This window comes from Janthinobacterium sp. CG3 (assembly GCF_000344615.1).
In the GTDB taxonomy this organism is placed as follows: domain Bacteria; phylum Pseudomonadota; class Gammaproteobacteria; order Burkholderiales; family Burkholderiaceae_D; genus Janthinobacterium.
Genome location: NZ_KB467824.1, coordinates 3,375,835 through 3,396,032 on the forward strand (window position 1 = coordinate 3,375,835; position 20,198 = coordinate 3,396,032).

A 20,198-nucleotide genomic window follows, 5' to 3' on the forward strand; every position below is an offset into this window, starting at 1 on the left:
GTCTGCGCCGCCGCGCTACGGCAGCGCCGCGGCGGCGGCCGGCTCGGCGCCCGCCGCGTCGTCCGGCGCCGGCGTCTGGCGCGGGATGCGCAAGGTGAAGCGGGCGCCGTGTCCGGGCGTGCTACTGACCGAAATAGTGCCGCCAAACTGCTTGACGATCAAGTTAAACACGATATTCAAACCCAGGCCGGTGCCGCCCTGGCCGCGGCGGGTCGTCACGAACGGGTCGAACACCTTGTCGAGCATGTCGGCCGGGATGCCCTTGCCGTTGTCGCTGACCTGCATCTCGATCCAACTGCCGTCGCGCCGCACGCCGATGGCGATCAAGCCCTCGGTGTCGGCGTCGAAGGCGTGCTCGACGCAATTGAGCGTCAGGTTGGTGAGCACCTGCGCCAGCGCGCCCGGGTAGCTGTCGAGCGTGATGTCGTCGGGACAGTCGATGGCGATGCCGATGCGGGTCTTCTTCAGCGACGGCTGCAGGCTCGAGACGACCTCGCCGATGTACTCGCGCAGCTCGAAATGGCGGCGCGCCTCGCTGACCTGGTCGGCGGCGATCTGTTTGAAGCTGTGGATCAGGTGCGCGGCGCGGTAGGCGTTGTTCATGATCAGGCGCGCGCTTTCGCCGGCCGTCTCGAGGTAGCGCAGGATGTCGGACTTCTTGACGTTGCCGCCGCCGACGGCGGCGAGCACCTCGTCGGTGGCCTCCTTGAGCACCGAGGCGCTGGTCAGGGCGATGCCGACCGGCGTGTTGATTTCGTGGGCGACGCCGGCCACCAGGCTGCCCAGCGAGGCCAGCCGCTCCGACTGCAGCAGCGACTCCTGCGCCCGGCGCAGCTCGTCCATCGCGCGCGCCGTCTGCTGCTCCGAGCGGCGCGCCGCGTCCTCGGCCTCGCGGATGCGCTCGATGATCGACTTGAGCTTGCGCTGCACCGCGTTGAAGCCGCGGATCACGTCGCCGAGCTCGTCGCGGCGGTTGTCGGGCAACTCCTCGACGTCGTCGCTGCCGCGCGTGGCCAGGTCGACCAGGCCGTCGCGCAACTGCTTGAGCGGGTCGAAGACGATGCGCAGGCTCAGCGCCAGCGCCGCCACCAGGATCGAGTCCAGCAGCAGCACCTCGATGACCTTGCGGCGCACCTCGGCCACCAGCGCCGCGTCGATCTGGGCGCGGCTGAAATTGACCACCACCTTGCCCACCGTCACCGGCTTGCTCGACGCCGACACGGCCACCGAATCGCGGAACACCAGGTTGGCCTCGACCGGCGCGCCGGCCACCACAAGCTCCGAGGCGATCGAGACGATGCGCCCGGCGGCGTCGCGGGCCTTGCCGGAGAACAGACCGACCGAGGAGTCGTAGACGCGGATCGCCACCAGCTCGGGCGGCAGCATCTCGGCGGCGACGATGCTGTCGACCTTGGACTTGTCGAGGTCCCACAGCGCCGACGGCAGGCTCGTTTGCAGGCGCGTCAGCACGCCCTCGCGCAGGCGCTGGCTGCCCGATTCGAGGTCCTTGCCCAGGCAGTACTGGGTATAACTGCCGGAAATGGCGAGCACCAGCGTGACGATGACCACGAATAGCAGCGTCAGCCGGACTTGAATACGGACCATCGGTGCACTCTCCCTCTGCCAGGGCTTCGGCCGCCGCGGCGCGGGCGGAAGCGAATTTGACGGCAACGTCCCAATGTACGGTATGGCCCGCGTCTTGGCAAGACGAACCGCTAGACCGGCGCGGCATAGAACCGGCGGCCGCGAAGCGGGGTCGGACCCTCGGGGTCTGCCCCCAATGCCGCTAAGTTCAGGATTTTCGTAGGTCGGTTAGCCCGCCAGGGCGTAACCCGACTGGCGTCGGCTTACGCGTGCGCTCATTTAAGTTAGCGGCATTCCAGTCCGCCCCCGGCCTTTGCAGCTGGTTTGGCCGCATTTCGCGCAAACTAAAAGATGACGGACGCCAGCACATGTTGCCTCAAAGCAAAATACCGTTGACCGGACCGGCTTACACTTCCAGCATATTGCGTCGTTTGCAATGCAGGCGATTTTTCCGGCCGCGCCAGGCCGCCCAGCAGCCAGGACCCTCCTCCATGACATCCACCAAGCGATCCGGCCCGGCCGTGCCCACGGGTCTGAGCGAAGCCAACCGCCCTATCCGGCTGCGCCTGGGCAGTGGCGAGGGCGTCAACGACGACCTGTTGCTGGCCAAGCACGTCAGCGGGAAAACTCATTGTCTTGTCTTTGCGCAAACTCGTGTGTAGTGTGCCGGACAATAATGCATGACTGTTTTACCAAATGAGGGATAGCCATGCGTAGCGTCATACGCTTAAACGACCCTAGCAGTCATGGCGGTCAAGTCGTCAGTGTCGGCGCCAGCCACTTCGCCATCGGCGGCATTGCGCCCAAATAGGAGCGCCGCCATCATTCGACCAACAAGATTAGTCGCGCCATTGGGCGCTATTGCCGATTTGCGCAGCCGTTACCCCATCCTGGGCAGAGCGGCCGCGGTGCGTCAGCAAAACGGACTGCTGTTGCTGCAGGCGATCGCCGAACTGCATGGGGGAACGTGCCTGGCGCCGAGCTTTACCCACATCGTCGGGCAACGCTACCGCCTGCGTTGCGCCCGCGGACATGAGTGGGAAACCGAACTCAGAATTCTGTTCAAAGGCTTTTGGTGCGCTACTTGTACGCGCTTGTCGCGCCGTCTCACCATTGAAGACATGCAGCGCTTAGCCGGGAAGCGCGATGGCCAGTGCCTGTCGTCGGAATATGCGAATTCCCACACCCAACTGCTATGGCAATGTGCCGCGGGCCACCAATGGCCGGCGACGCCGGCCAATATCGGCAGAGGGAAATGGTGTCCCAAATGCCGCGGTTACATGCCGGCGGACGAGCAACACGCCATGTTGGCGCGCCTGGCGCAAGAGCGCGGCGGCCAGTTGCTCTCCACCGTCTATGTCGGCAGCCACGATCTGCTGGAATGGCAGTGTGCGAACGGTCACATCTGGATGGCGTCCCCCGGTTCGGTAAAAAATGGCCCTTCCTGGTGCCCGCGATGCCGCGGCCGTTTGCCGAAGCAGGAAATGCTGGCGCAGTGCCGCCAGATCGCGCTCGAGCGCGGCGGCCAACTGCTGTCGACGCATTACCTCGACAATAGAAATAAGCTGGCTTGGCGTTGCGCTCGGGGTCATACCTTCGAGGCGCCACCCGGCAATATCAAGAGCGGGCAATGGTGTCCGAAGTGCTACGGACGCGGCTCGAAGGAAGAACATCACGCGATCCTTAGCCAGTTGGCCGTTGAACGTGGCGGCCGGCTGGTTTCGGCATGCTATCTCGGTGCGCGCGATAAGCTGACCTGGGAATGCCGCCGCGGCCATCAATGGGGCGCCACGCTCGCCTCGGTGAAAACCCATGGGCGCTGGTGCCCGCAGTGCGGGATTATTGATAAACACACTCCCACGCTGATGCGGAAATACCACGCCGTAGCCAGGGAGCGCGGCGGGCTATGCCTGTCAGACGACTACACGACCGCCCACCGGAAAATGCAATGGCAATGTGGCGAAGGCCACCTTTGGTCGGCGTCCCCATCCAATATCATGGGTGGCAAATGGTGCCCCAGATGCAGCGGAAGGATGCCGGCGGCGGAACGCCACGCGCAACTCTCGGAACTGGCAAAGGAACGCGGCGGCCATCTGCTTTCGGGGCACGTCGTCACCCTGGCGCAGAAATTGTCCTGGCTGTGCCATCGGGGACACGAGTGGCAGGCGGTTGCCTCATCCGTAAAAGGGGGGACGTGGTGCCGCCAATGTGCCAATCTCGACAAGTGCGGGCCGAGGGCCGCCCGGAAATACTTGGCGCCGTCGGAGCGGCGGGACGACTTCGTGCCGCCAGCCGGCCAGCCAGGCGCTGGCAAGACCAAACCCCGGAACATTCCGTGAGTGGTAAGATCGCAGCTATTCAACAGGGGGACACGCGATGACGGCAAGCTACCGGCACCTTGCACTGGCGCAAGTGCAAGCGGGAATGGTTTTATCCGATGAGCTGCTCGACGTGCAGGGCCACGTGCTGCTGCCGCAGGGCACCGTGTTGAGCGAGGCGATGCTGGCGCTGATGCCGCGCCACGGCATTGAAATGCTGCCCATCGCCAACGGCGCCGTCTCGGAGGAGGAGCTGGCGAGCGCCCACGGCCACGCCCAGCAGCGCCTGGCGCGGCTGTTCCGCCACAACGACCCCGACGACCAGCAGGACTGGGCCAGCGGCCTGTTGCGCCGCTTCGTCGAAGACTACCGCCTGGGCAAGGAGCCGGCGCCATGAGCGCCGCGCCGCTGACCCGCGACGATATCGTACACAACCTGGCCGACCTGCCGTCGCTGCCGGCGGTGGTGATGGAGCTGCTCAACAGCATCGACCAGGAGGACATCGACATCTCGGTGCTGGCCAAGAAGGTGTCCCACGACCAGGCGCTGACGGCGAAAACCCTGCGCCTGGCCAATTCCTCGCTGTACGGCCTGCAGGTCAAGGTGACCACGATACAGCAAGCCATCACCTACCTGGGCTTCCAGACCACGCGCAACCTGATCACCGCCGCCGCCGTCACCGGCTGCTTCCCGGAGGGGCGCTGCGCCGGCTTCGACGACAAGGCGTTCTGGCGCCACTCGATCGCCACCGCCGCCTGCGCCAAGGTGCTGGCGCGGCAGATCCGCTTCAACCAGGACTACGCCTTCACCGCCGGGCTGCTGCACGACATCGGCCGGCTGGTGCTGGTGACGAGTTTTCCGCAGCGTTTCAGCGAGGCCATCGCCCACCGCGCCGCGCACGACTGCAGCATGCTGCAGGCAGAACGCGCCGTGCTCGGGGTCGACCATGTCGACGCCGGGCTGGCGTTGGCGGAACACTGGAATTTTTCCGACACGATGCGCCTGGCCATCGCCGGGCACCACGATCCGGAGGCGCCGGGCGCCGGTTTCCTGGCCTCCATCATCCACGTGGCCGACGCGGTGGTCTACGCGCTCGACCTGGCGGGCGGCGCCGACGACTTGGTGCCGCGGGTGTCGACGGTGGCGTGGAGCGCGCTCGGACTGGACGAGGAAGCGTATTTGCAGCTGTTCCGCGAAACCGAGCTGCAGTACGAAGAGATCACCACGATACTGCTGGCGTAAAGCGGTGGGGCGACCTTGACGCACTCAAGCGGGGCGGTCGATACGGGGCGCGCTGGCGCACTTGCGTTGGCGGGCTGGAAGTCGCCGCGGTCAGGTCAGACGGGCACGGGCGGGAGGCCGCCGCCGGACCCGAAGGACCCGGCGGCGGATGCACTATGCCGGTTGGCAAGCGAGCGCCACAGCGCGCCGGCCTCAGTGGGCATAGCTCGACGACGACTCCTGCGACGCATCCGGACGCTCTTCCGCCTTGGGGCGGCCCTGCGCGTCGGACAGGCGGTACTTGGTGCGGCGGTCGCCCATCAGGTCGCGCAGGTCGCGGATGCTCATGCCGGTCACTTCGTGCATGCGGATCAGCAGCGAGGCGCCGACCGGCAGGCGGTGGTGGCGGATCTTGCTGATGACCGGCGGCGCCACTTCGAGCAGGCGCGACAGCGCAGCGTCGTTTTTCAGCTGCATTTTGCCCAACAGGATGTCGAGCAGATGGTTCGGGTTGTAGCTTTCTTGGGAAGCAAGAGAATGATGTGCCATGATTTTCCTCGTCTGGTAAGTTGTGAAAAGAATGCCGTTTCGAACTTAAGGAAGACTTAGTTTCGCCAAATAAGTTCCACAAATAATGTGTCGTATATCGCTTGAACAGGATCGAACAAACGTTTGAAGAACGAGTTGCACTACAGGTTGAGCAGCGGGTTAAACAACGGACCCACGTGATTTATTTCCTCCAAGAATAAAATGGAGCGGGCGTCGGCGTGGGCGAGGCATGTTGGCAATCTCTTCAGTGAAATTGCCCTTTAAACAATATTCTATGCCAAAAGCGTCCGCTTGCAGCCTAAGCGTCGGATGCGAACGTTGTTCAACATCAATCAACCCGCTGGAATCCCGAGCAACGCTGTCATTTCAACACATAGGGATGGATAACGTCGCACGCAAGGACGCGTAGGAAATTGTTACAAATCATCGGCTTAGGCCAGTACCTTAAAGCGTCGGGTCCGCTTGCCGGGCCGGCGCGCCGTGGCCGGCGCCGCGAAACTGCGCTAAACTAGCGTCCTGAATTGCTCGCCATGCGCACAGCGCCGCGCCCGCCTGCGCGCCCCCGGCACAACCCTTAGGCGCCTTATTCCATGCAGAAAAAAGTTTTCATCAAAACATTCGGTTGCCAAATGAACGAGTACGACTCGGACAAGATGGCCGACGTGCTGGGCGCCTCCGACGCCCTGGTGCGCACCGACAATCCGGAAGACGCCGACGTGATCCTGCTCAATACCTGCTCGGTGCGCGAGAAGGCGCAGGAGAAAGTGTTCTCCGACCTGGGCCGGCTGCGCGAACTGAAACTGGCGAAACCCGGCCTGCTGATCGGCGTCGGCGGCTGCGTCGCCTCGCAGGAGGGCGCCGCCATCGTCGCGCGCGCGCCCTACGTCGACATGGTGTTCGGCCCGCAAACGCTGCACCGCCTGCCGCAGATGATCAGCGCGCGCCGCAGCAGCGGCCAGCCGCAGGTCGACATCAGCTTCCCCGAAATCGAAAAGTTCGACCACCTGCCGCCGGCCAAGGTGGACGGCGCCGCCGCCTTCGTCTCGATCATGGAAGGCTGCAGCAAATATTGCAGCTATTGCGTGGTGCCCTACACCCGCGGCGAGGAGGTCTCGCGGCGCTTCGGCGACGTGCTCGCCGAGGTGGCCGGGCTGGCCGCCCAGGGCGTCAAGGAAATCACGCTGCTGGGGCAGAACGTCAACGCCTTCCGCGGCGTCATGGACGGCGACGGCGAGGTGGCCGACTTCGCGCTGCTGCTCGAATACGTCGCCGCCATCCCCGGCGTCGAGCGCATCCGCTTCGTCACCAGCCATCCGAAGGAATTCACCCAGCGCCTGATCGACGCCTACGCCAAGATCCCGCAACTGGTGGACCACCTGTACCTGCCGGCCCAGCACGGCAGCGACAAGATCCTCGGCGCCATGAAGCGCGGCTACACCGGGCTCGAATACAAGTCGATCATCCGGCGCATCCGCGCGGTGCGGCCGAACATCGCCATCTCGTCCGACTTCATCGTCGGCTTCCCCGGCGAGACCGAGGCCGACTTCGAGGCGATGATGAAGCTGATCGCCGACGTCGGCTTCGACAACAGCTACAGCTTCATCTTCAGCAAACGCCCCGGCACCCCGGCCGCCAGCCTGGCCGACGACACCCCCCACGAGGTCAAGCTGGCGCGCCTGCAAAGACTGCAGGCGGCGATCGACGCCAACACCAAGCGGTACAGCCTGGCGATGGTCGGCACGGTGCAGCGCATCCTGGTCGAGGGGCCGTCGAAGAAAGACCCCGGCGAACTGCAGGGGCGCACCGAAAACAACCGCGTCGTCAACTTCGACGCCGGCGCCGACGCGGCGCGCCTGATCGGCCAGCTGGTCGAGGTGCGCATCAGCGCCAGCCACTCCTACACCCTGCGCGGCGACCTGGTGGCCGCCGCCGTTGACCTGAAAAGAGCCTCTTGAAAACCAAGACCCCGACCCAGCCGCACTACTTCGTCCCCGAGCCGCTCGACAACAGCCGGCTGGCCCACCTGTGCGGGCCGCTCGATGAAAACCTGCGGCAAATCTCCGCCGCGCTCGACGTCACCATCTTCCGCCGCGGCGAGCGCTTCATCGTCGGCGGCAGCAACGCCGAGCGCGCCGTCGCCATCCTCGAACAGTTTTACGCCATCGCCAACAAGGTGGTGCCGTTGGAAGAGGTGCAACTGGCCCTGGTCGAGCAGCGCGCCAACCTGTCGGCCGCGTCCGAGCACAACCCGGCCACGCCCTTCGTCGAACCGGACATCCAGAGCCCGGTGCTGAAGACGCGCCGCAGCGACCTGCGCGGGCGCACCCCGCACCAGATCGCCTACCTGCGCGCCATCCTGGAACACGACATCAGCTTCGGCGTCGGCCCGGCCGGCACCGGCAAGACCTACCTGGCAGTGGCCTGCGCCGTCGACGCGCTGGAACGCGACGCCGTCAAGCGCATCATCCTGACCCGTCCGGCCGTCGAAGCCGGCGAGCGGCTGGGCTTCCTGCCGGGCGACCTGGCGCAAAAGGTCGACCCCTACCTGCGCCCGCTGTACGACGCGCTGTACGACCTGCTCGGCTTCGACCGCACCCAGAAGCTGTTTGAAAAACAGGTCATCGAGATCGCGCCGCTGGCCTACATGCGCGGGCGCACCTTGAACCACGCCTTCGTCATCCTCGACGAGGCGCAGAACACCACGGTCGAACAGATGAAGATGTTCCTGACGCGGATCGGCTTCGGCAGCAAGGCGGTGATCACCGGCGACGTCACCCAGGTCGACCTGGCGAAGAGCCAGAAGAGCGGCCTGATCGACGCGATTTCCGTGCTGAAGGACGTGCGCGGCATCGCCTTCACCCAGTTCACCAGCGCCGACGTGGTGCGCCATCCGCTGGTGGCGCGCATCGTCGACGCCTATGAAAGCGCGCAGAGCGCGCAAGCGGTGGCGCACGAGCTCGCCCCCCTTCTGACATCGACGAAAAAAAATGATCGAAAAAAATAAATTATCCCTGTCGGTGCAATACCCCGACCCGCGCCTGCAAGGGAGCATCACGCGGCCGAAGGTGCGGCGCTGGGTCAAGGCCGCGCTGTTCGCCCCGGCCGAGCTGACCATCCGCTTCGTCGACGCCGACGAGGGCCGCACCCTGAACCGCGACTACCGCGAGAAGGACTATGCGACCAACGTGCTGACGTTCGCCTACAACGAGGGCGAGGACATGGGCGGCGGCGTGGCCGACGACGCGCCGACCCAAGCCGACATCGTCCTGTGCACCGACGTGCTGGAGCGCGAGGCGGCCGAGCAGAACAAAACCGTCGAGGCGCACACCGCGCACCTGATCGTCCACGGCGTGCTGCACGCGCAGGGCTACGACCATATGGACGACGAAGAGGCCGCCGAGATGGAGGGTCTGGAAACCGAGATCCTGGCCAAGCTCGGCGTCGCCGACCCGTACGCCGCCGAAGCGCAAGGCTGAGAAGCCGCGCACTAGGCCGCGCACTAGGCCGCGGATTAGCGCGGCGTCATCCGACGCCTGGCGGCCGCCGGCGCCAGGCGGGTTACGCCCTGGCGGGCTAAGCCGGGCTACGAACATCGCCATTGAAGGAGCATTACATGGGTACATGGTCTGTCGATACATACGGCAACGATTACGCGCTGGACTGGGCGCAGGATTTGCAGGAGGCGGGCAACCTGGAGCCAATCGAGAGCACGCTCGACTACGCCCTCGGCGACGGCGAGCTGGAGGCGCCGTTCGGCGCCGAGGCGCTGGCGGCGATCGACGTGCTGGCGCGGCTACAAGGTAACGGCGGCGGCGACGCGGACGACGGCGGCGGCGCCGACATCGACCGCTGGGTCGCCCAGCGCAAGCAGAAAGTCTCGCCGGCGCTGGCCGGCAAGGCGCTGCGGGCCATCGAGCGGGTCCTCGGCGAGCAGTCCGAGTTGCGCCAACTATGGCAGGAAAGCGAGCACTACGAGGAGTGGCGCGCCGCCGTGCTGGCGCTGAAAGCGCGCGTGGCGGCATAGCGTTCGCGGCGCGCCGGCCCGCTTTCGCGGCGTTGCCGCGCACGATTAAAAACGCCCCCTAGCCCGGCGCGGCCATGCCTTTCCGACAAAATCCATCAACGCCGGCCTTTTGGTGTATCCTATACCCCTTCGTAACAACGGCTCACGCCTCCTATGCAAGAGCACCCTAGTGGCGTCAAAAATGACGCCAAGCCCCACCGGTCACTGTTTGAACGCCTGACCGCACTGATTTCCCCCGAGCCAGAGAACCGCGCGGAACTTCTTGAAGTCCTGCACGATGCGCACGAGCGCAACCTGATCGACGCCGACGCCTTGTCGATGATCGAGGGGGTGTTCCAGGTGTCCGACCTGTCCGCGCGCGACATCATGGTGCCGCGCTCGCAGATGGACATGATCGACATCAGCAAACCCATCGAGGAATGGATGCCGACCGTGTTGGCCACGGCCCACTCGCGCTTCCCGGCAATCGAGGGCGAGCGCGACAAGGTGATCGGCATCCTGCTGGCGAAAGACCTGCTGCGCTACTACGCCGAGGAAAGCTTCGACGTGCGCGACATGCTGCGCCCTGCCATCTTCATCCCCGAGTCGAAACGCCTGAACGTGCTGCTGCGCGACTTCCGCGCCAACCACAACCACATGGCCATCGTCGTCGACGAGTACAGCGGCGTGGCCGGCCTGATCACCATCGAGGACGTGCTCGAGCAGATCGTCGGCGACATCGAGGACGAATACGACTTCGACGAGGAGGAGGACAACATCCTCTCGATCAAGGAGGGCCAGCACGGCCCGCGCTGGCGCATCAAGGCGCTCACCGAGATCGGCCAGTTCAACGACACGCTCGGCGCCGCGCTGGCCGACGAGGACGTCGACACCATCGGCGGCCTGGTCTCGAACCACCTGGGGCGCATGCCGCACAAGGGCGACGTGTTCGACCTGGGCAACCTGCGCTTCGAGGTGTTGCGCGCCGACGCCCGGCAGGTCCACGTGCTGCTGGTTGAAAAGCTGCCCGACGCGGCCGTGTCCGACGTCTAAATGCGCTTTCGACGCGCCCGCCCCGGCGCCCCGCCCGCCCCGCCCCGCCCCATCCGCGGGCGCATGCTGATCGCCGCGCTGGCCGGCGCCGGCGCCGTGCTGGCGTTCGCGCCGTTCGGCTATTGGCCGCTGCAAATCGCCAGCCTGGCCATCCTGTTCTACCAAATGCTGCGCGCCAACGCCGTCAAGGGCGGCTTCCTGGTCGGCTGGGCCTACGGCGCGGCTTGGTTCGGCGCCGGCATGTACTGGTTGTTCATCTCAATGCACCGCTACGGCGCCATGCCGGCGCCGCTGGCGGCGCTGGCGGTGGCCCTGCTGGCGGCGCTGATGGGCCTGTACGTCGGCCTGGCCATGGCCGGCGCGGCCTGGCTGCGCCGGCGCTGGCTGCTGCCGCTGCCGCTGATGAACCTGCTGGTGCTGCCGGCCGCGTGGGCGCTGCAGGAATGGTGCCGCGGCTGGTTCTTCACCGGCCTGCCCTGGGTCGTCGCCGGCTACGCCCACAACGCCAGCCCGCTGGCCGGCTACGCGCCGCTGCTCGGCGTCTACGGCCTGGGCTGGCTGGCGGCGTTGAGCGCCGGCGCGCTGCTGCTGCTGGCGCACCGCACCCGCCTGGCCGCCGCCGCCCTGGTGCTGGGCACCTTCGCGGCCGGCTTCGCGCTGACCCAGGTCCAATGGACCGCACCGTTCGGGCGCCCGCTCAGCGTGCGCCTGGTGCAGGGCAACGTGCCGCAAGACCAGAAATTCAATCCCGCCAACGTCGAGGACGCGCTGCGGATGTACCACGGCGCCGTCACCGCCGCGCCGGCCAACCTGATCGCCACGCCGGAAACGGCGGTGACGCTGTTCCCGCACCAGCTGCCGGCGGAATACCTGCCCAGCCTGGCCCAATTCGCCGTCAAGTCGGACAGCCACGTCCTGCTCGGCATGCCGCTGCTGGAACGCCCGTCGCAGGTGGCCAACAGCGCCGTCGGCTTCGCCCCGCGCGACGGCGCTCCAACCTACCGCTACGACAAGCACCACCTGGTGCCGTTCGGCGAATCGACCCCGGACGGCTTGCACTGGCTGGTGGCGATGATGGCCATTCCGCTGGGCGACATGCAGCGCGGCGCGCCGGTGCAGGCGCCGTTCGCGGTGCGCGAGCAACTGGTGCTGCCGAACATCTGCTACGAAGACTTGTTCGGCGAGGAAATCGCCGACCAGCTGGCGGCGGCGCACCGCGCCGGCCGGCAACCGGCCTCGATCCTGATCAATATGTCGAACCTGGCCTGGTTCGGCGACTCGACGGCGATGCCCCAACACCTGCAAATTTCGCAAATGCGCAGCCTGGAGACGGGCCGGCCGATGCTCCGCGCCGGCAACACCGGCGGCACCGCCGTCGTCGACGGCCGCGGCGCCATCGCCAGCGCGCTGGCGCCGCACACCCGCGCCACGCTGGCGGCGACGGTGCAGGGCATGGGCGGCGTGACGCCGTATATATTGTTTGGCAATAAACTCATACTCGCCATCGCCGCGCTGGCCCTGGCCGGCGCCGGCCTGCTGGCGCGGCGCCAGCGCAGGCGGGCCGGCGCCGGACCCAATGAAACGCAACAACCGGGCCGATGACGCCTGAACGCACGAATTTGCTGATAGTCGGCAGATAGTTGCTGGAAGAGTCACAGCCTGCCTTTAAAACCCGCTAAAATTAAGCGCTTTGCGACGCCAGGCCCTCGCCCGGCGCGCGCCGTCATTCGCGTAGAGACCAAACACGATGCTCACATTTCAACAAATTATCCTGACGCTGCAATCCTACTGGGACAAACAGGGCTGTGCCCTGCTGCAACCCTACGACATGGAAGTCGGCGCCGGCACCTTCCACACCGGCACCTTCCTGCGCGCGATCGGACCGGAGCCTTGGCGCGCCGCCTACGTGCAGCCGTCGCGCCGGCCGAAGGACGGCCGCTACGGCGCCAACCCGAACCGCATGCAACACTACTACCAGTACCAGGTGGTGTTGAAGCCGGCGCCGGAAAACATCCTCGACCTGTACCTCGGCTCGCTGGCCGCGCTCGGCCTGGACTTGCAGCAAAACGACGTGCGCTTCGTCGAGGACGACTGGGAAAGCCCGACCCTGGGTGCCTGGGGCCTGGGCTGGGAAGTCTGGTTGAACGGCATGGAAGTGACCCAGTTCACCTACTTCCAGCAAGTCGGCGGCCTCGACTGCAAGCCGGTGCTGGGCGAAATCACCTACGGCATCGAACGCCTGGCGATGTACCTGCAGGGCGTGGAAAACGTCTACGACCTGGTCTGGACCGAATGGGAAGAGAACGGCGTGGCCAAGAAGCTGACCTACGGCGACGTCTTCCACCAGAACGAGGTGGAGCAGTCGACCTACAACTTCGAGCACGCCAACACCGAGCTGTTGTTCGCCCAGTTCGCCAACTACGAGGCCGAGGCCAAGCGCCTGATCGACTTGCAGCTGACCCTGCCGGCCTACGAGAAAATCATGAAGGCTTCGCACAGCTTCAACATGCTCGACGCCCGCGGCGCCATCTCGGTGACCGAGCGCGCCGCGTATATCGGCCGGGTGCGCACGCTGTCGCGCCTGGTCGCGCAAGCGTATTACGAGTCGCGCGAGCGCCTCGGCTTCCCGATGCTCGACGCCGCCGACCGCCCCGCCGCGCCAGCCGCCGCGCCCTGCGCCGCGTAAGCGCCGCTTCACCGTAACGCACCAAGACACCATGAACCACACACTGCTCATCGAACTGCTGACCGAAGAACTGCCGCCGAAAGCGCTGGCCAAACTGGGCGCCGCCTTCGCCGCCGGCATTTACAACGGCCTCAAGGCGCGCGACTTCCTCGAAGCCGACAGCGTCGCCACCACCTACGCCACGCCGCGCCGCCTGGCCGTGGCCATCACAAACGTGCGCGAAGTCTCGCCCGACAAGGCGATCCGCGAAAAAATCCTGCCGGTCAGCGTGGCGCTCGACGCCAGCGGCGCCGGCACCGCGCCGCTGGCCAAGAAACTGGCGGCGCTGGGCTTTTCCCACGTCACCGTGGCCGAGCTGGAACGCGCCGCCGACGGCAAGGCCGACAGCTTCTTCTACACCCACACCGCGCCCGGCAGCGCGCTGGCCAGCGGCCTGCAGGGCGCGCTGGAAGAGTCGGCCGCCAAGCTGCCGATTCCCAAGCTGATGAGCTATCAGCGCCCCGACGCCAGCACCGTGCAATTCGTCCGCCCGGCGCACAGCCTGTTGGCGCTGCACGGCATCAACGTCGTGCCGCTCACGCTGCTGGGCCTGCAAGCGGGCCGCACCACGCTGGGCCACCGCTTCCTGTGCGCCGAGCGCGCCCACGCCGTCAGCATCACCCACGCCGACAACTACGCCGAGCAGCTGCAAGCCGAAGGCAAGGTCGTCGCCGGCAACGACGCGCGCAAGGACAGCATCCGCGCCCAGCTGCTGGCCAAGGCCGGCGCCGACCTGGTGTTGATGCCGGAAGCGCTGCTCGACGAAGTGACCGCGCTGGTCGAATGGCCGGTGGTCTACGAGTGCCATTTCGAGGAGGAGTTCCTCGACGTGCCGCAGGAATGCCTGATCCTGACGATGCAGACCAACCAGAAGTACTTCGCCCTGACCGATAGCGCCGGCAAGCTGCGTTCGCGCTTCCTGATCGTCTCCAACATCGAGACGGCGACGCCCGAGCACATCGTCGGCGGCAACGAGCGGGTGGTGCGCCCGCGCCTGTCGGACGCCAAGTTCTTCTTCGAGCAAGACAAGAAAAAAACCCTGGAGGCGCGCCTGCCGCTGCTGGCCAACGTGGTCTACCACAACAAGCTGGGCAGCCAGGCGCAGCGCATGCAGCGCGTCAAGGCGCTGGCCGGCGCCATCGCCGCCAAGCTGGGCTTTGACGTCGGCCTGGCCGAGCGCGGCGCGATGCTGGCCAAGGCCGACCTGCTGACCGACATGGTCGGCGAGTTCCCCGAGCTGCAGGGCATCATGGGCACCTACTACGCGCGCCACGACGGCGAGCACGACGAGGTGGCGCTGGCCGCCTCCGAGCACTACCAGCCGCGCTTCGCCGGCGACGGCCTGCCGGGCAGCGCCACCGGCACCGCCGTGGCGCTGGCCGACAAGCTTGAAACCCTGGTCGGCATTTGGAGCATCGGCCTGCAGCCGACCGGCGACAAGGACCCGTTCGCGCTGCGCCGCCACGCCCTGGGCGTGCTGCGCATGCTGCTGGAAAAACGCCTGCCGCTGTCGATCGGCGGCCTGCTGGCCGACGCCGCGCGGCCCTTCGCCGCGCTGCCCGGCTTCAAGGACCCGGTCGCCGACGTCACCGTCTTCATGCTCGAACGCCTGCGCGGCATCCTGCGCGAGCGCGGCTTCTCGCCCAACGAGATCGAGGCCGTGGTGGCGCAGAACCCGGACCGCCTGGACGACATCGTGCAGCGCCTGGAGGCGGTGCAAGCCTTCGCCGCGCTGCCGGAGAGCGCCTCGCTGGCCGCGGCCAACAAGCGCATCACCAACATCCTGAAAAAGAACGAGGAGGCGCTCAGCCAGGTCGCGGCGGCCGGCGTCAACGCCGCGCTGCTGCGGGACGCGGCCGAGAAGAACCTGGCGGCGGCGCTGCTGCGGGTACAGCCGCAGGTCGACGCGGCGTTCGCCGGCGGCGACTTCGCCGGCACGCTGAAGACCCTGGCCCAGCTGCGCGACGACGTCGACGCCTTCTTCAACGACGTCATGGTAATGGCCGAGGACCTGGCGCTGCGCAACAACCGCCTGGCGCTGCTGTCGTCGCTGCACGGCATGATGAACCGCGTCGCCGACATCTCGAAACTGGCCGCCTGATGGGAGCACCGGCGATGAAACTGATCATCCTTGACCGCGACGGCGTCATCAACCACGACTCGCCGGACTTCATCAAATCGCCGGCCGAATGGCTGCCCATCGCCGGCTCGCTGGAGGCGATCGCGCGCCTGAACCAGGCCGGCTACCGCGTCGTGGTGGCGTCCAACCAGTCCGGCATCGCGCGCGAGTTCTTCGACATGACGATCCTCAACGCGATTCACCAGAAGATGCACGCGCTGGCGCAGCAGGTCGGCGCCAACATCGACGCGATCTTCTTCTGCCCGCACGCGGCGGTCGACGGCTGCGACTGCCGCAAGCCCAAGCCCGGCATGTTCGATGAAATTTCGCAGCGCTACAAGACCACGCTGAAAGGCGTGCCGACCGTGGGCGACTCGCTGCGCGACCTGCAGGCCGGCTTCAAGAGCGGCTGCGCGCCCTACCTGGTTTTGACCGGCAAGGGCGAGAAAACCCACGCCGACGGCGGCCTGCCGCCCGGCACCCTGGTCTTCCCCGACTTGGCGGGGATGGTCGGCCACCTGTTGAAAACGGCGCCGGCGGCGCCCCCGAACACCGCCCTTAGCACTTAATCTGGAGCCCGCATTGCGTAATACTTCCCTGTTTCTGCGTTCCCTGCTGTTCATGGTCATCATGATCGTCGCCACCATCGTCTGGGCCTGCGTGTGCTTTTTCGCCGCGCCGCTGTCGTACAACAAGCGCTACTGGGTGACCTCGCGCTGGAACGTCTTCATCCTGTGGTGCGCCAAGGTCATCTGCGGCATCCGCTACCAGGTCAAGGGCGCCGACAACTTCCCCGACGCGCCGGCCATCGTGCTCTCGAAGCACCAGTCGGCCTGGGAAACCATCTTCCTGCTGCCCAGCCTGCCGCGCCCGCTGGTCTACGTGTTCAAGAAGGAAATCCTGTACATCCCCTTCTTCGGCTGGGCCATGGCGCTGCTGCGCATGATCCCGATCGACCGCAAACAGGGCAAGAACGCCTTCAAGAACGTGGTCGCGCACGGCAAACGCCGCCTGGCGGACGGCCAATGGATTATCATGTTCCCTGAAGGCACGCGCATTCCGGTCGGACAGAAGGGCAAATACAAAAGCGGCGGCACCCGGCTGGCGATCGACACCGGCGCCGTGGTGGTGCCGATTGCGCACAACTCGGGCGAATGCTGGCCCAAGCAATCGTTTTTGAAGCGGCCGGGCTTGATCACGGTCTCGATAGGCAAACCGATTTCGCCGGAAGGCCACACGCCGGACAGCATGATGCAACAGGTGGAAAATTGGATAGAATCAGAAATGCGCGTCATTTCGCCTCACGCCTACAGCGCTGGCTAGACGGCATCGGCGCGACGATCCAGGAACCGACACTGCGACAGCAAATGAAGTCACTCGAGGTCAACGGTCAGCAACTGGATTTGTTCGCGCAGGACGCCCCGGCCGCCGCCAAGGCGCCGGGCGCGCCGTCATCGGCGCCGCCAGCACCGCCATCGACGCCACCGTCGCTGCTATGGAGCGCGCCGCCGCCGGCCGCCCTGCCCTCGCCGCCGCGCGCGCCCGACGCGCCGCCGCTACGCCAGCTGCAACTGGGCCAGCACAGCATCGAATACGAATTGCGCCGCTCGACGCGGCGCTCGATCGGCTTCATGATCGACGACGACGGCCTGCGCGTGACCGCGCCCAAGCGCATCACGCTGGCCGAAATCGACAACGCCATCCGCGCCAAGCAGGGCTGGATTTTGTCCAAGCTGCACGAACGGCGCGAACGCCGCGCCCAGCGCCTGCAACGCCCGCCGGTGGTGTGGACGGACGGCGCCGCGCTGCCCTACCTGGGCGGCTCCATCACGCTGCGCCTGCATTACGCGGCGCGCCACCGCGCCAGCATCAACCGCGACTCGGGCGAGCTGCACGTCTGGGTCCCGCCGGCCGGCACCGAACAACAATTGAAGGAGAAGGTTCGCGCCTGGCTGCAGGACGAGGCCAGGCGCTTGTTCGCCGAGCGGCTCGACGTCTACGCCGCCAAGCTGGGCGTGAGCTTCCACTCGTTCGCGCTGTCGTCGGCCGGCACGCGCTGGGGCTCGTGCACGGTGCAGCGCAAAATCCGCCTGAACTGGCGCCTGATCCACTTCGCGCTGCCGCTGGTCGACTACGTCGTCGCGCACGAGCTGGCGCACCTGCTGGAAATGAACCATAGCGCGCGCTTCTGGGCCACCGTCGAATCGGTCTACCCGGACTACGACGGCGCCAAGCAGGCGCTGCGCAAACGCTCGCAGGAACTGCCGGCGCTGTGGTAGCGCACCGCCCGGTTAGCGCGATTGTCGTCGGTCGGCTTACGCCAGCAGCGGCCGCAGCAGCGCCAGCGTGCGCGCGGTGGCGCCGCGGTGCCGGCCGGCGAAGGCCAGCGCGCTGGCGCCCATCGCGGCGCGGCGGGCCTCGTCTCGCAGCAGGGCGCCGGCCTGGCGCAGCAGCGCGTCGGCGTCGGCCGCCAGTTCGGCGGCGCCGGCCTCGATGGCGTCCTGCGTCACCAGCGCGAAGTTGAAGGTGTGCGGCCCGGTCAGCACCGGCTTGCCCAGCGCGCAGGCCTCGATCAGATTCTGCCCGCCCAGCGGCAGCAGGCTGCCGCCGACGAAGGCGCAGTCGCAGGCGGCGTAATAGGCGAACATTTCACCCATCGAGTCGCCCAGCAGCACCTGCACGCCGGCCGCCAGCGCGGCGCCGTCGGGCGCCAGTTGCGTGCGCCGGCGCAGCGCCAGGCCGTGCCCGTCGACCAGCGCGGCGACCTCGTCGAAGCGTTGCGGGTGGCGCGGCACGATCACCAGCAGCAGCTCGGGCGGCAGCGCGGCGCGGCGGTAGGCGTCCAGGATCAGCGCCTCCTCGCCGTCGCGCGTGCTGGCGCACAGCAGCACCGGACGGGCGCCGATCTGGCCGCGCAGGCGCGCGCCGGCGGCCAGCGCCGCGGGCGCCGGCGCGACGTCGAATTTGATGCTGCCGGTGACGGCGACCCGCGCCACGCCCAGCTCGCGCACGCGGGCGGCGTCGGCCTCGGTCTGCGCCGCCACCAGGCTGATGCCGCGCGCGGCGTCCAGCAGCAGGCGGCCGAAGCGGCGCGCCTTGCCCAGCGAGCGCTGCGACAGGCGCGCGTTGACCAGCGCCACCGGCACGCCGCGCCGGCCGCACTGGGCGATCAGGTTCGGCCACACCTCGGTTTCCATCAAAATGCACAGGCGCGGCTCGAAACGGGCGATGAAGCGCGCCACCATGCCGCCGGTGTCGTAGGGCAGATAGGATTGCAGCAGGCGCGCGCCGTGCCGGGCGAACAGCGCGCGCCCGGCGGCGCGCCCGGTCGGGGTCATATGGGTCAGCACGATGCGGCACTCGGGCCAGGCCGCCAGCAGGGCGTCCACCAGCGGCTCGGCGGCGCGGGTCTCGCCGACCGAAACGGCGTGCAGCCAGACGGTCATCGGCGCGGCGCCCGGCGGACGCCGGCCGTAGCAGCCGAGCCGCTCGGCCCAGTGCAGGCGGTAGCCGGGTTCCCGGCGCCCGCGCAGCCACAGCCGCGCCAACACCAGCGGCAGCGCCAACCACCACATCAGGGAATAGAAGCGTAACACTATGGCGTCGGCAAACTCTGGGCCAGCAAGCTCTTGGCCGCGGCCAGCACTTGCGCCACGCCCGGCGGCGCGCCGCGGTCGCCCAGGTTGATGATCATCGGCGACCAGTTGCCCTCGGTTTTCCAGCGCGGCGAATCGCAGTACAGTTCCACCGTCGGGCGCGTGAACGCCGCGGCGATGTGGGTCAGGCCGGTGTCGACGCCGACCGCCAGCGCGGCGTGGCGCGCCAGCGTGACGGCGTCGGCCATCGACAGCTTCGGCAGCACGCGCGCGTTCGGCAGCGCCGCCGCCAGCAGTTCGGCCTCGGCCAGCTCGGCGGCCGAACCCCAGGGCAGCAGGATCGGCATCGGCGCCAGTTGCGCGCCCAGGGCTATCCAGTTTTGCGCCGCCCATTTCTTGGCGTCGCGCGCGGTGCCGTGGAAATACACCGCGTACGGTTGCGCCGGCATCCAATCCGGCCGCGGTTCCGGCCGGGGCGCGTCGGGCAGGCCGAAATCGGCCGGCGTGTCGACCTGGTAGCCGAGCGCGGCGCCGGCCACCAGGCGGCCGCGCGCCACCGCGTGGGTGCGCGGATCGAGCGCGATGCTCTTGCTGTGGAACAGGCGCGAGATGCCTTCGTAGCCCGAGCCTTCGCTGCCGTTGGCCAGGCCGACCTTGTGCCCGCCCGGCGCCAGCCGCGCCGCGCCCATGACGACGCCGGTCTTCAAGAGGCCCTGGGTGTCGAACACGTAGTCGTAGCGTTTTTCACGCAGGGTCTTGAAGAAGGCGCCGATTTCGGCCCGGGTGGCTTTGCTGCCCAGGCTTTTGCGCCAGCGCCGCAGCGCGAACGGCAGGATCGTGCCGACCCGGCCGTTCAGCCGCACCAGGCTGGTATAAGCCTCCTCGACGACCCAGTCGATACGGGCGTCGGGGAAGTGGCGGGCGATGTCGGCCACCATCGGCAGGTTGTGCAGCACATCGCCCATCGAGGAGACGCGCACCAGCAGGATGTTCAACGGCTTGGCCGAGCCGGCAGGCGCCCCCATTCGAC

19 protein-coding genes are annotated in these 20,198 nt (G+C 67.2%); 15 read left to right on the forward strand and 4 right to left on the reverse strand.

Annotated features, from left to right (window positions below; all coding sequences use genetic code 11):
• Positions 1 to 15: 15 nt before the first annotated feature.
• On the reverse strand, positions 16 to 1,605 hold the full coding sequence (locus tag JANGC3_RS0114775) for a sensor histidine kinase (protein ID WP_035787725.1): 1,590 nt from the start codon (positions 1,603 to 1,605) through the stop codon (positions 16 to 18).
• A 470-nt stretch (positions 1,606 to 2,075) separates the two neighbouring features.
• Here JANGC3_RS0114775 and JANGC3_RS32760 point away from each other — a divergent pair, with 470 nt between their 5' ends.
• The 4 genes from JANGC3_RS32760 (at position 2,076) to JANGC3_RS0114795 (ending at position 5,144) form a co-directional block, all read left to right on the forward strand.
• Positions 2,076 to 2,246, forward strand: a complete 171-nt coding sequence (locus JANGC3_RS32760) for a hypothetical protein (RefSeq protein WP_157406661.1) — start codon at positions 2,076 to 2,078, stop codon at positions 2,244 to 2,246.
• Positions 2,247 to 2,435: 189 nt separating this feature from the next.
• Positions 2,436 to 3,923 carry a zinc-ribbon domain-containing protein gene (locus JANGC3_RS32765; RefSeq protein ID WP_157406663.1) on the forward strand — a complete coding sequence of 496 codons (1,488 nt, stop codon included), beginning with the start codon at positions 2,436 to 2,438 and terminating at the stop codon, positions 3,921 to 3,923.
• Positions 3,924 to 4,008: 85 nt separating this feature from the next.
• Complete coding sequence (locus JANGC3_RS0114790; protein ID WP_017877265.1) at positions 4,009 to 4,299, forward strand: hypothetical protein; 291 nt, start codon at positions 4,009 to 4,011, stop codon at positions 4,297 to 4,299.
• Entirely contained in the window at positions 4,296 to 5,144 is an 849-nt protein-coding gene (locus JANGC3_RS0114795; RefSeq protein WP_017877266.1) for an HDOD domain-containing protein, read from the forward strand. Before JANGC3_RS0114790 ends, JANGC3_RS0114795 begins: the two co-directional genes overlap by 4 nt.
• A 192-nt stretch (positions 5,145 to 5,336) precedes the next feature.
• On the opposite strand, the gene JANGC3_RS0114800 is transcribed toward JANGC3_RS0114795, so the two are convergent.
• Positions 5,337 to 5,672, reverse strand: coding sequence for a hypothetical protein (locus JANGC3_RS0114800; protein WP_026133001.1), 336 nt, complete (start codon positions 5,670 to 5,672; stop codon positions 5,337 to 5,339).
• A gap of 590 nt (positions 5,673 to 6,262) precedes the next feature.
• Here JANGC3_RS0114800 and miaB point away from each other — a divergent pair.
• The 11 genes from miaB (at position 6,263) to JANGC3_RS0114855 (ending at position 17,851) form a co-directional block, all read left to right on the forward strand.
• Positions 6,263 to 7,627: a tRNA (N6-isopentenyl adenosine(37)-C2)-methylthiotransferase MiaB gene (gene miaB, locus JANGC3_RS0114805; RefSeq protein ID WP_017877268.1), complete on the forward strand. Its 1,365-nt coding sequence runs from the start codon at positions 6,263 to 6,265 to the stop codon at positions 7,625 to 7,627.
• Positions 7,624 to 8,676 carry a PhoH family protein gene (locus JANGC3_RS0114810; RefSeq protein ID WP_017877269.1) on the forward strand — a complete coding sequence of 351 codons (1,053 nt, stop codon included), beginning with the start codon at positions 7,624 to 7,626 and terminating at the stop codon, positions 8,674 to 8,676. The genes miaB and JANGC3_RS0114810 overlap by 4 nt, the downstream gene beginning before the upstream one ends.
• A complete protein-coding gene (gene ybeY / locus JANGC3_RS0114815) occupies positions 8,660 to 9,148 on the forward strand; it encodes an rRNA maturation RNase YbeY (RefSeq protein ID WP_017877270.1) in 489 nt (162 codons plus the stop codon). The genes JANGC3_RS0114810 and ybeY overlap by 17 nt, the downstream gene beginning before the upstream one ends.
• A gap of 137 nt (positions 9,149 to 9,285) precedes the next feature.
• Positions 9,286 to 9,696, forward strand: a complete 411-nt coding sequence (locus JANGC3_RS0114820) for a DUF4259 domain-containing protein (RefSeq protein ID WP_017877271.1) — start codon at positions 9,286 to 9,288, stop codon at positions 9,694 to 9,696.
• 153 nt (positions 9,697 to 9,849) lie between these two features.
• Positions 9,850 to 10,728, forward strand: coding sequence for an HlyC/CorC family transporter (locus JANGC3_RS0114825; protein ID WP_017877272.1), 879 nt, complete (start codon positions 9,850 to 9,852; stop codon positions 10,726 to 10,728).
• A gap of 63 nt (positions 10,729 to 10,791) precedes the next feature.
• Positions 10,792 to 12,330: an apolipoprotein N-acyltransferase gene (gene lnt, locus JANGC3_RS29385; protein WP_017877273.1), complete on the forward strand. Its 1,539-nt coding sequence runs from the start codon at positions 10,792 to 10,794 to the stop codon at positions 12,328 to 12,330.
• A 145-nt stretch (positions 12,331 to 12,475) separates the two neighbouring features.
• The gene (gene glyQ, locus JANGC3_RS0114835; RefSeq protein ID WP_017877274.1) at positions 12,476 to 13,414 is read left to right on the forward strand and encodes a glycine--tRNA ligase subunit alpha; all 939 of its coding nucleotides are present in this window, start codon (positions 12,476 to 12,478) and stop codon (positions 13,412 to 13,414) included.
• A 31-nt stretch (positions 13,415 to 13,445) separates the two neighbouring features.
• Complete coding sequence (gene glyS, locus JANGC3_RS0114840) at positions 13,446 to 15,554, forward strand: glycine--tRNA ligase subunit beta (protein ID WP_017877275.1); 2,109 nt, start codon at positions 13,446 to 13,448, stop codon at positions 15,552 to 15,554.
• A 14-nt stretch (positions 15,555 to 15,568) separates the two neighbouring features.
• Positions 15,569 to 16,141 (forward strand): D-glycero-beta-D-manno-heptose 1,7-bisphosphate 7-phosphatase, encoded by a 573-nt coding sequence (gmhB, locus tag JANGC3_RS0114845; RefSeq protein ID WP_017877276.1) that lies wholly within the window; start codon positions 15,569 to 15,571, stop codon positions 16,139 to 16,141.
• 13 nt (positions 16,142 to 16,154) lie between these two features.
• A complete protein-coding gene (locus JANGC3_RS0114850) occupies positions 16,155 to 16,895 on the forward strand; it encodes a lysophospholipid acyltransferase family protein (protein WP_026133003.1) in 741 nt (246 codons plus the stop codon).
• Positions 16,896 to 16,939: 44 nt separating this feature from the next.
• A complete protein-coding gene (locus tag JANGC3_RS0114855; RefSeq protein ID WP_017877278.1) occupies positions 16,940 to 17,851 on the forward strand; it encodes a M48 family metallopeptidase in 912 nt (303 codons plus the stop codon).
• A 36-nt stretch (positions 17,852 to 17,887) separates the two neighbouring features.
• On the opposite strand, the gene waaA is transcribed toward JANGC3_RS0114855, so the two are convergent.
• Together waaA and waaC are read right to left on the reverse strand one after the other, a co-directional pair.
• Positions 17,888 to 19,168, reverse strand: coding sequence for a lipid IV(A) 3-deoxy-D-manno-octulosonic acid transferase (gene waaA, locus JANGC3_RS0114860; protein WP_017877279.1), 1,281 nt, complete (start codon positions 19,166 to 19,168; stop codon positions 17,888 to 17,890).
• Positions 19,168 to 20,193, reverse strand: coding sequence for a lipopolysaccharide heptosyltransferase I (gene waaC, locus JANGC3_RS0114865; protein WP_017877280.1), 1,026 nt, complete (start codon positions 20,191 to 20,193; stop codon positions 19,168 to 19,170). The genes waaA and waaC overlap by 1 nt, the downstream gene beginning before the upstream one ends.
• Positions 20,194 to 20,198: the final 5 nt, after the last annotated feature.

Excerpts from the sequence above, each read along its gene's own strand:
- JANGC3_RS0114775 (WP_035787725.1), bottom strand. The coding sequence starts at position 1,605 with ATGGTCCGTATTCAAGTCCGGCTGACGCTGCTATTCGTGGTCATCGTC.
- JANGC3_RS32760 (WP_157406661.1), top strand. The coding sequence starts at position 2,076 with ATGACATCCACCAAGCGATCCGGCCCGGCCGTGCCCACGGGTCTGAGC.
- JANGC3_RS0114790 (WP_017877265.1), top strand. The coding sequence starts at position 4,009 with ATGGTTTTATCCGATGAGCTGCTCGACGTGCAGGGCCACGTGCTGCTG.
- JANGC3_RS0114795 (WP_017877266.1), top strand. The coding sequence starts at position 4,296 with ATGAGCGCCGCGCCGCTGACCCGCGACGATATCGTACACAACCTGGCC.
- JANGC3_RS0114800 (WP_026133001.1), bottom strand. The coding sequence starts at position 5,672 with ATGGCACATCATTCTCTTGCTTCCCAAGAAAGCTACAACCCGAACCAT.
- miaB (WP_017877268.1), top strand. The coding sequence starts at position 6,263 with ATGCAGAAAAAAGTTTTCATCAAAACATTCGGTTGCCAAATGAACGAG.
- ybeY (WP_017877270.1), top strand. The coding sequence starts at position 8,660 with ATGATCGAAAAAAATAAATTATCCCTGTCGGTGCAATACCCCGACCCG.
- JANGC3_RS0114820 (WP_017877271.1), top strand. The coding sequence starts at position 9,286 with ATGGGTACATGGTCTGTCGATACATACGGCAACGATTACGCGCTGGAC.
- JANGC3_RS0114825 (WP_017877272.1), top strand. The coding sequence starts at position 9,850 with ATGCAAGAGCACCCTAGTGGCGTCAAAAATGACGCCAAGCCCCACCGG.
- lnt (WP_017877273.1), top strand. The coding sequence starts at position 10,792 with ATGCTGATCGCCGCGCTGGCCGGCGCCGGCGCCGTGCTGGCGTTCGCG.
- glyQ (WP_017877274.1), top strand. The coding sequence starts at position 12,476 with ATGCTCACATTTCAACAAATTATCCTGACGCTGCAATCCTACTGGGAC.
- glyS (WP_017877275.1), top strand. The coding sequence starts at position 13,446 with ATGAACCACACACTGCTCATCGAACTGCTGACCGAAGAACTGCCGCCG.
- gmhB (WP_017877276.1), top strand. The coding sequence starts at position 15,569 with ATGAAACTGATCATCCTTGACCGCGACGGCGTCATCAACCACGACTCG.
- JANGC3_RS0114855 (WP_017877278.1), top strand. The coding sequence starts at position 16,940 with ATGAAGTCACTCGAGGTCAACGGTCAGCAACTGGATTTGTTCGCGCAG.
- waaC (WP_017877280.1), bottom strand. The coding sequence starts at position 20,193 with ATGGGGGCGCCTGCCGGCTCGGCCAAGCCGTTGAACATCCTGCTGGTG.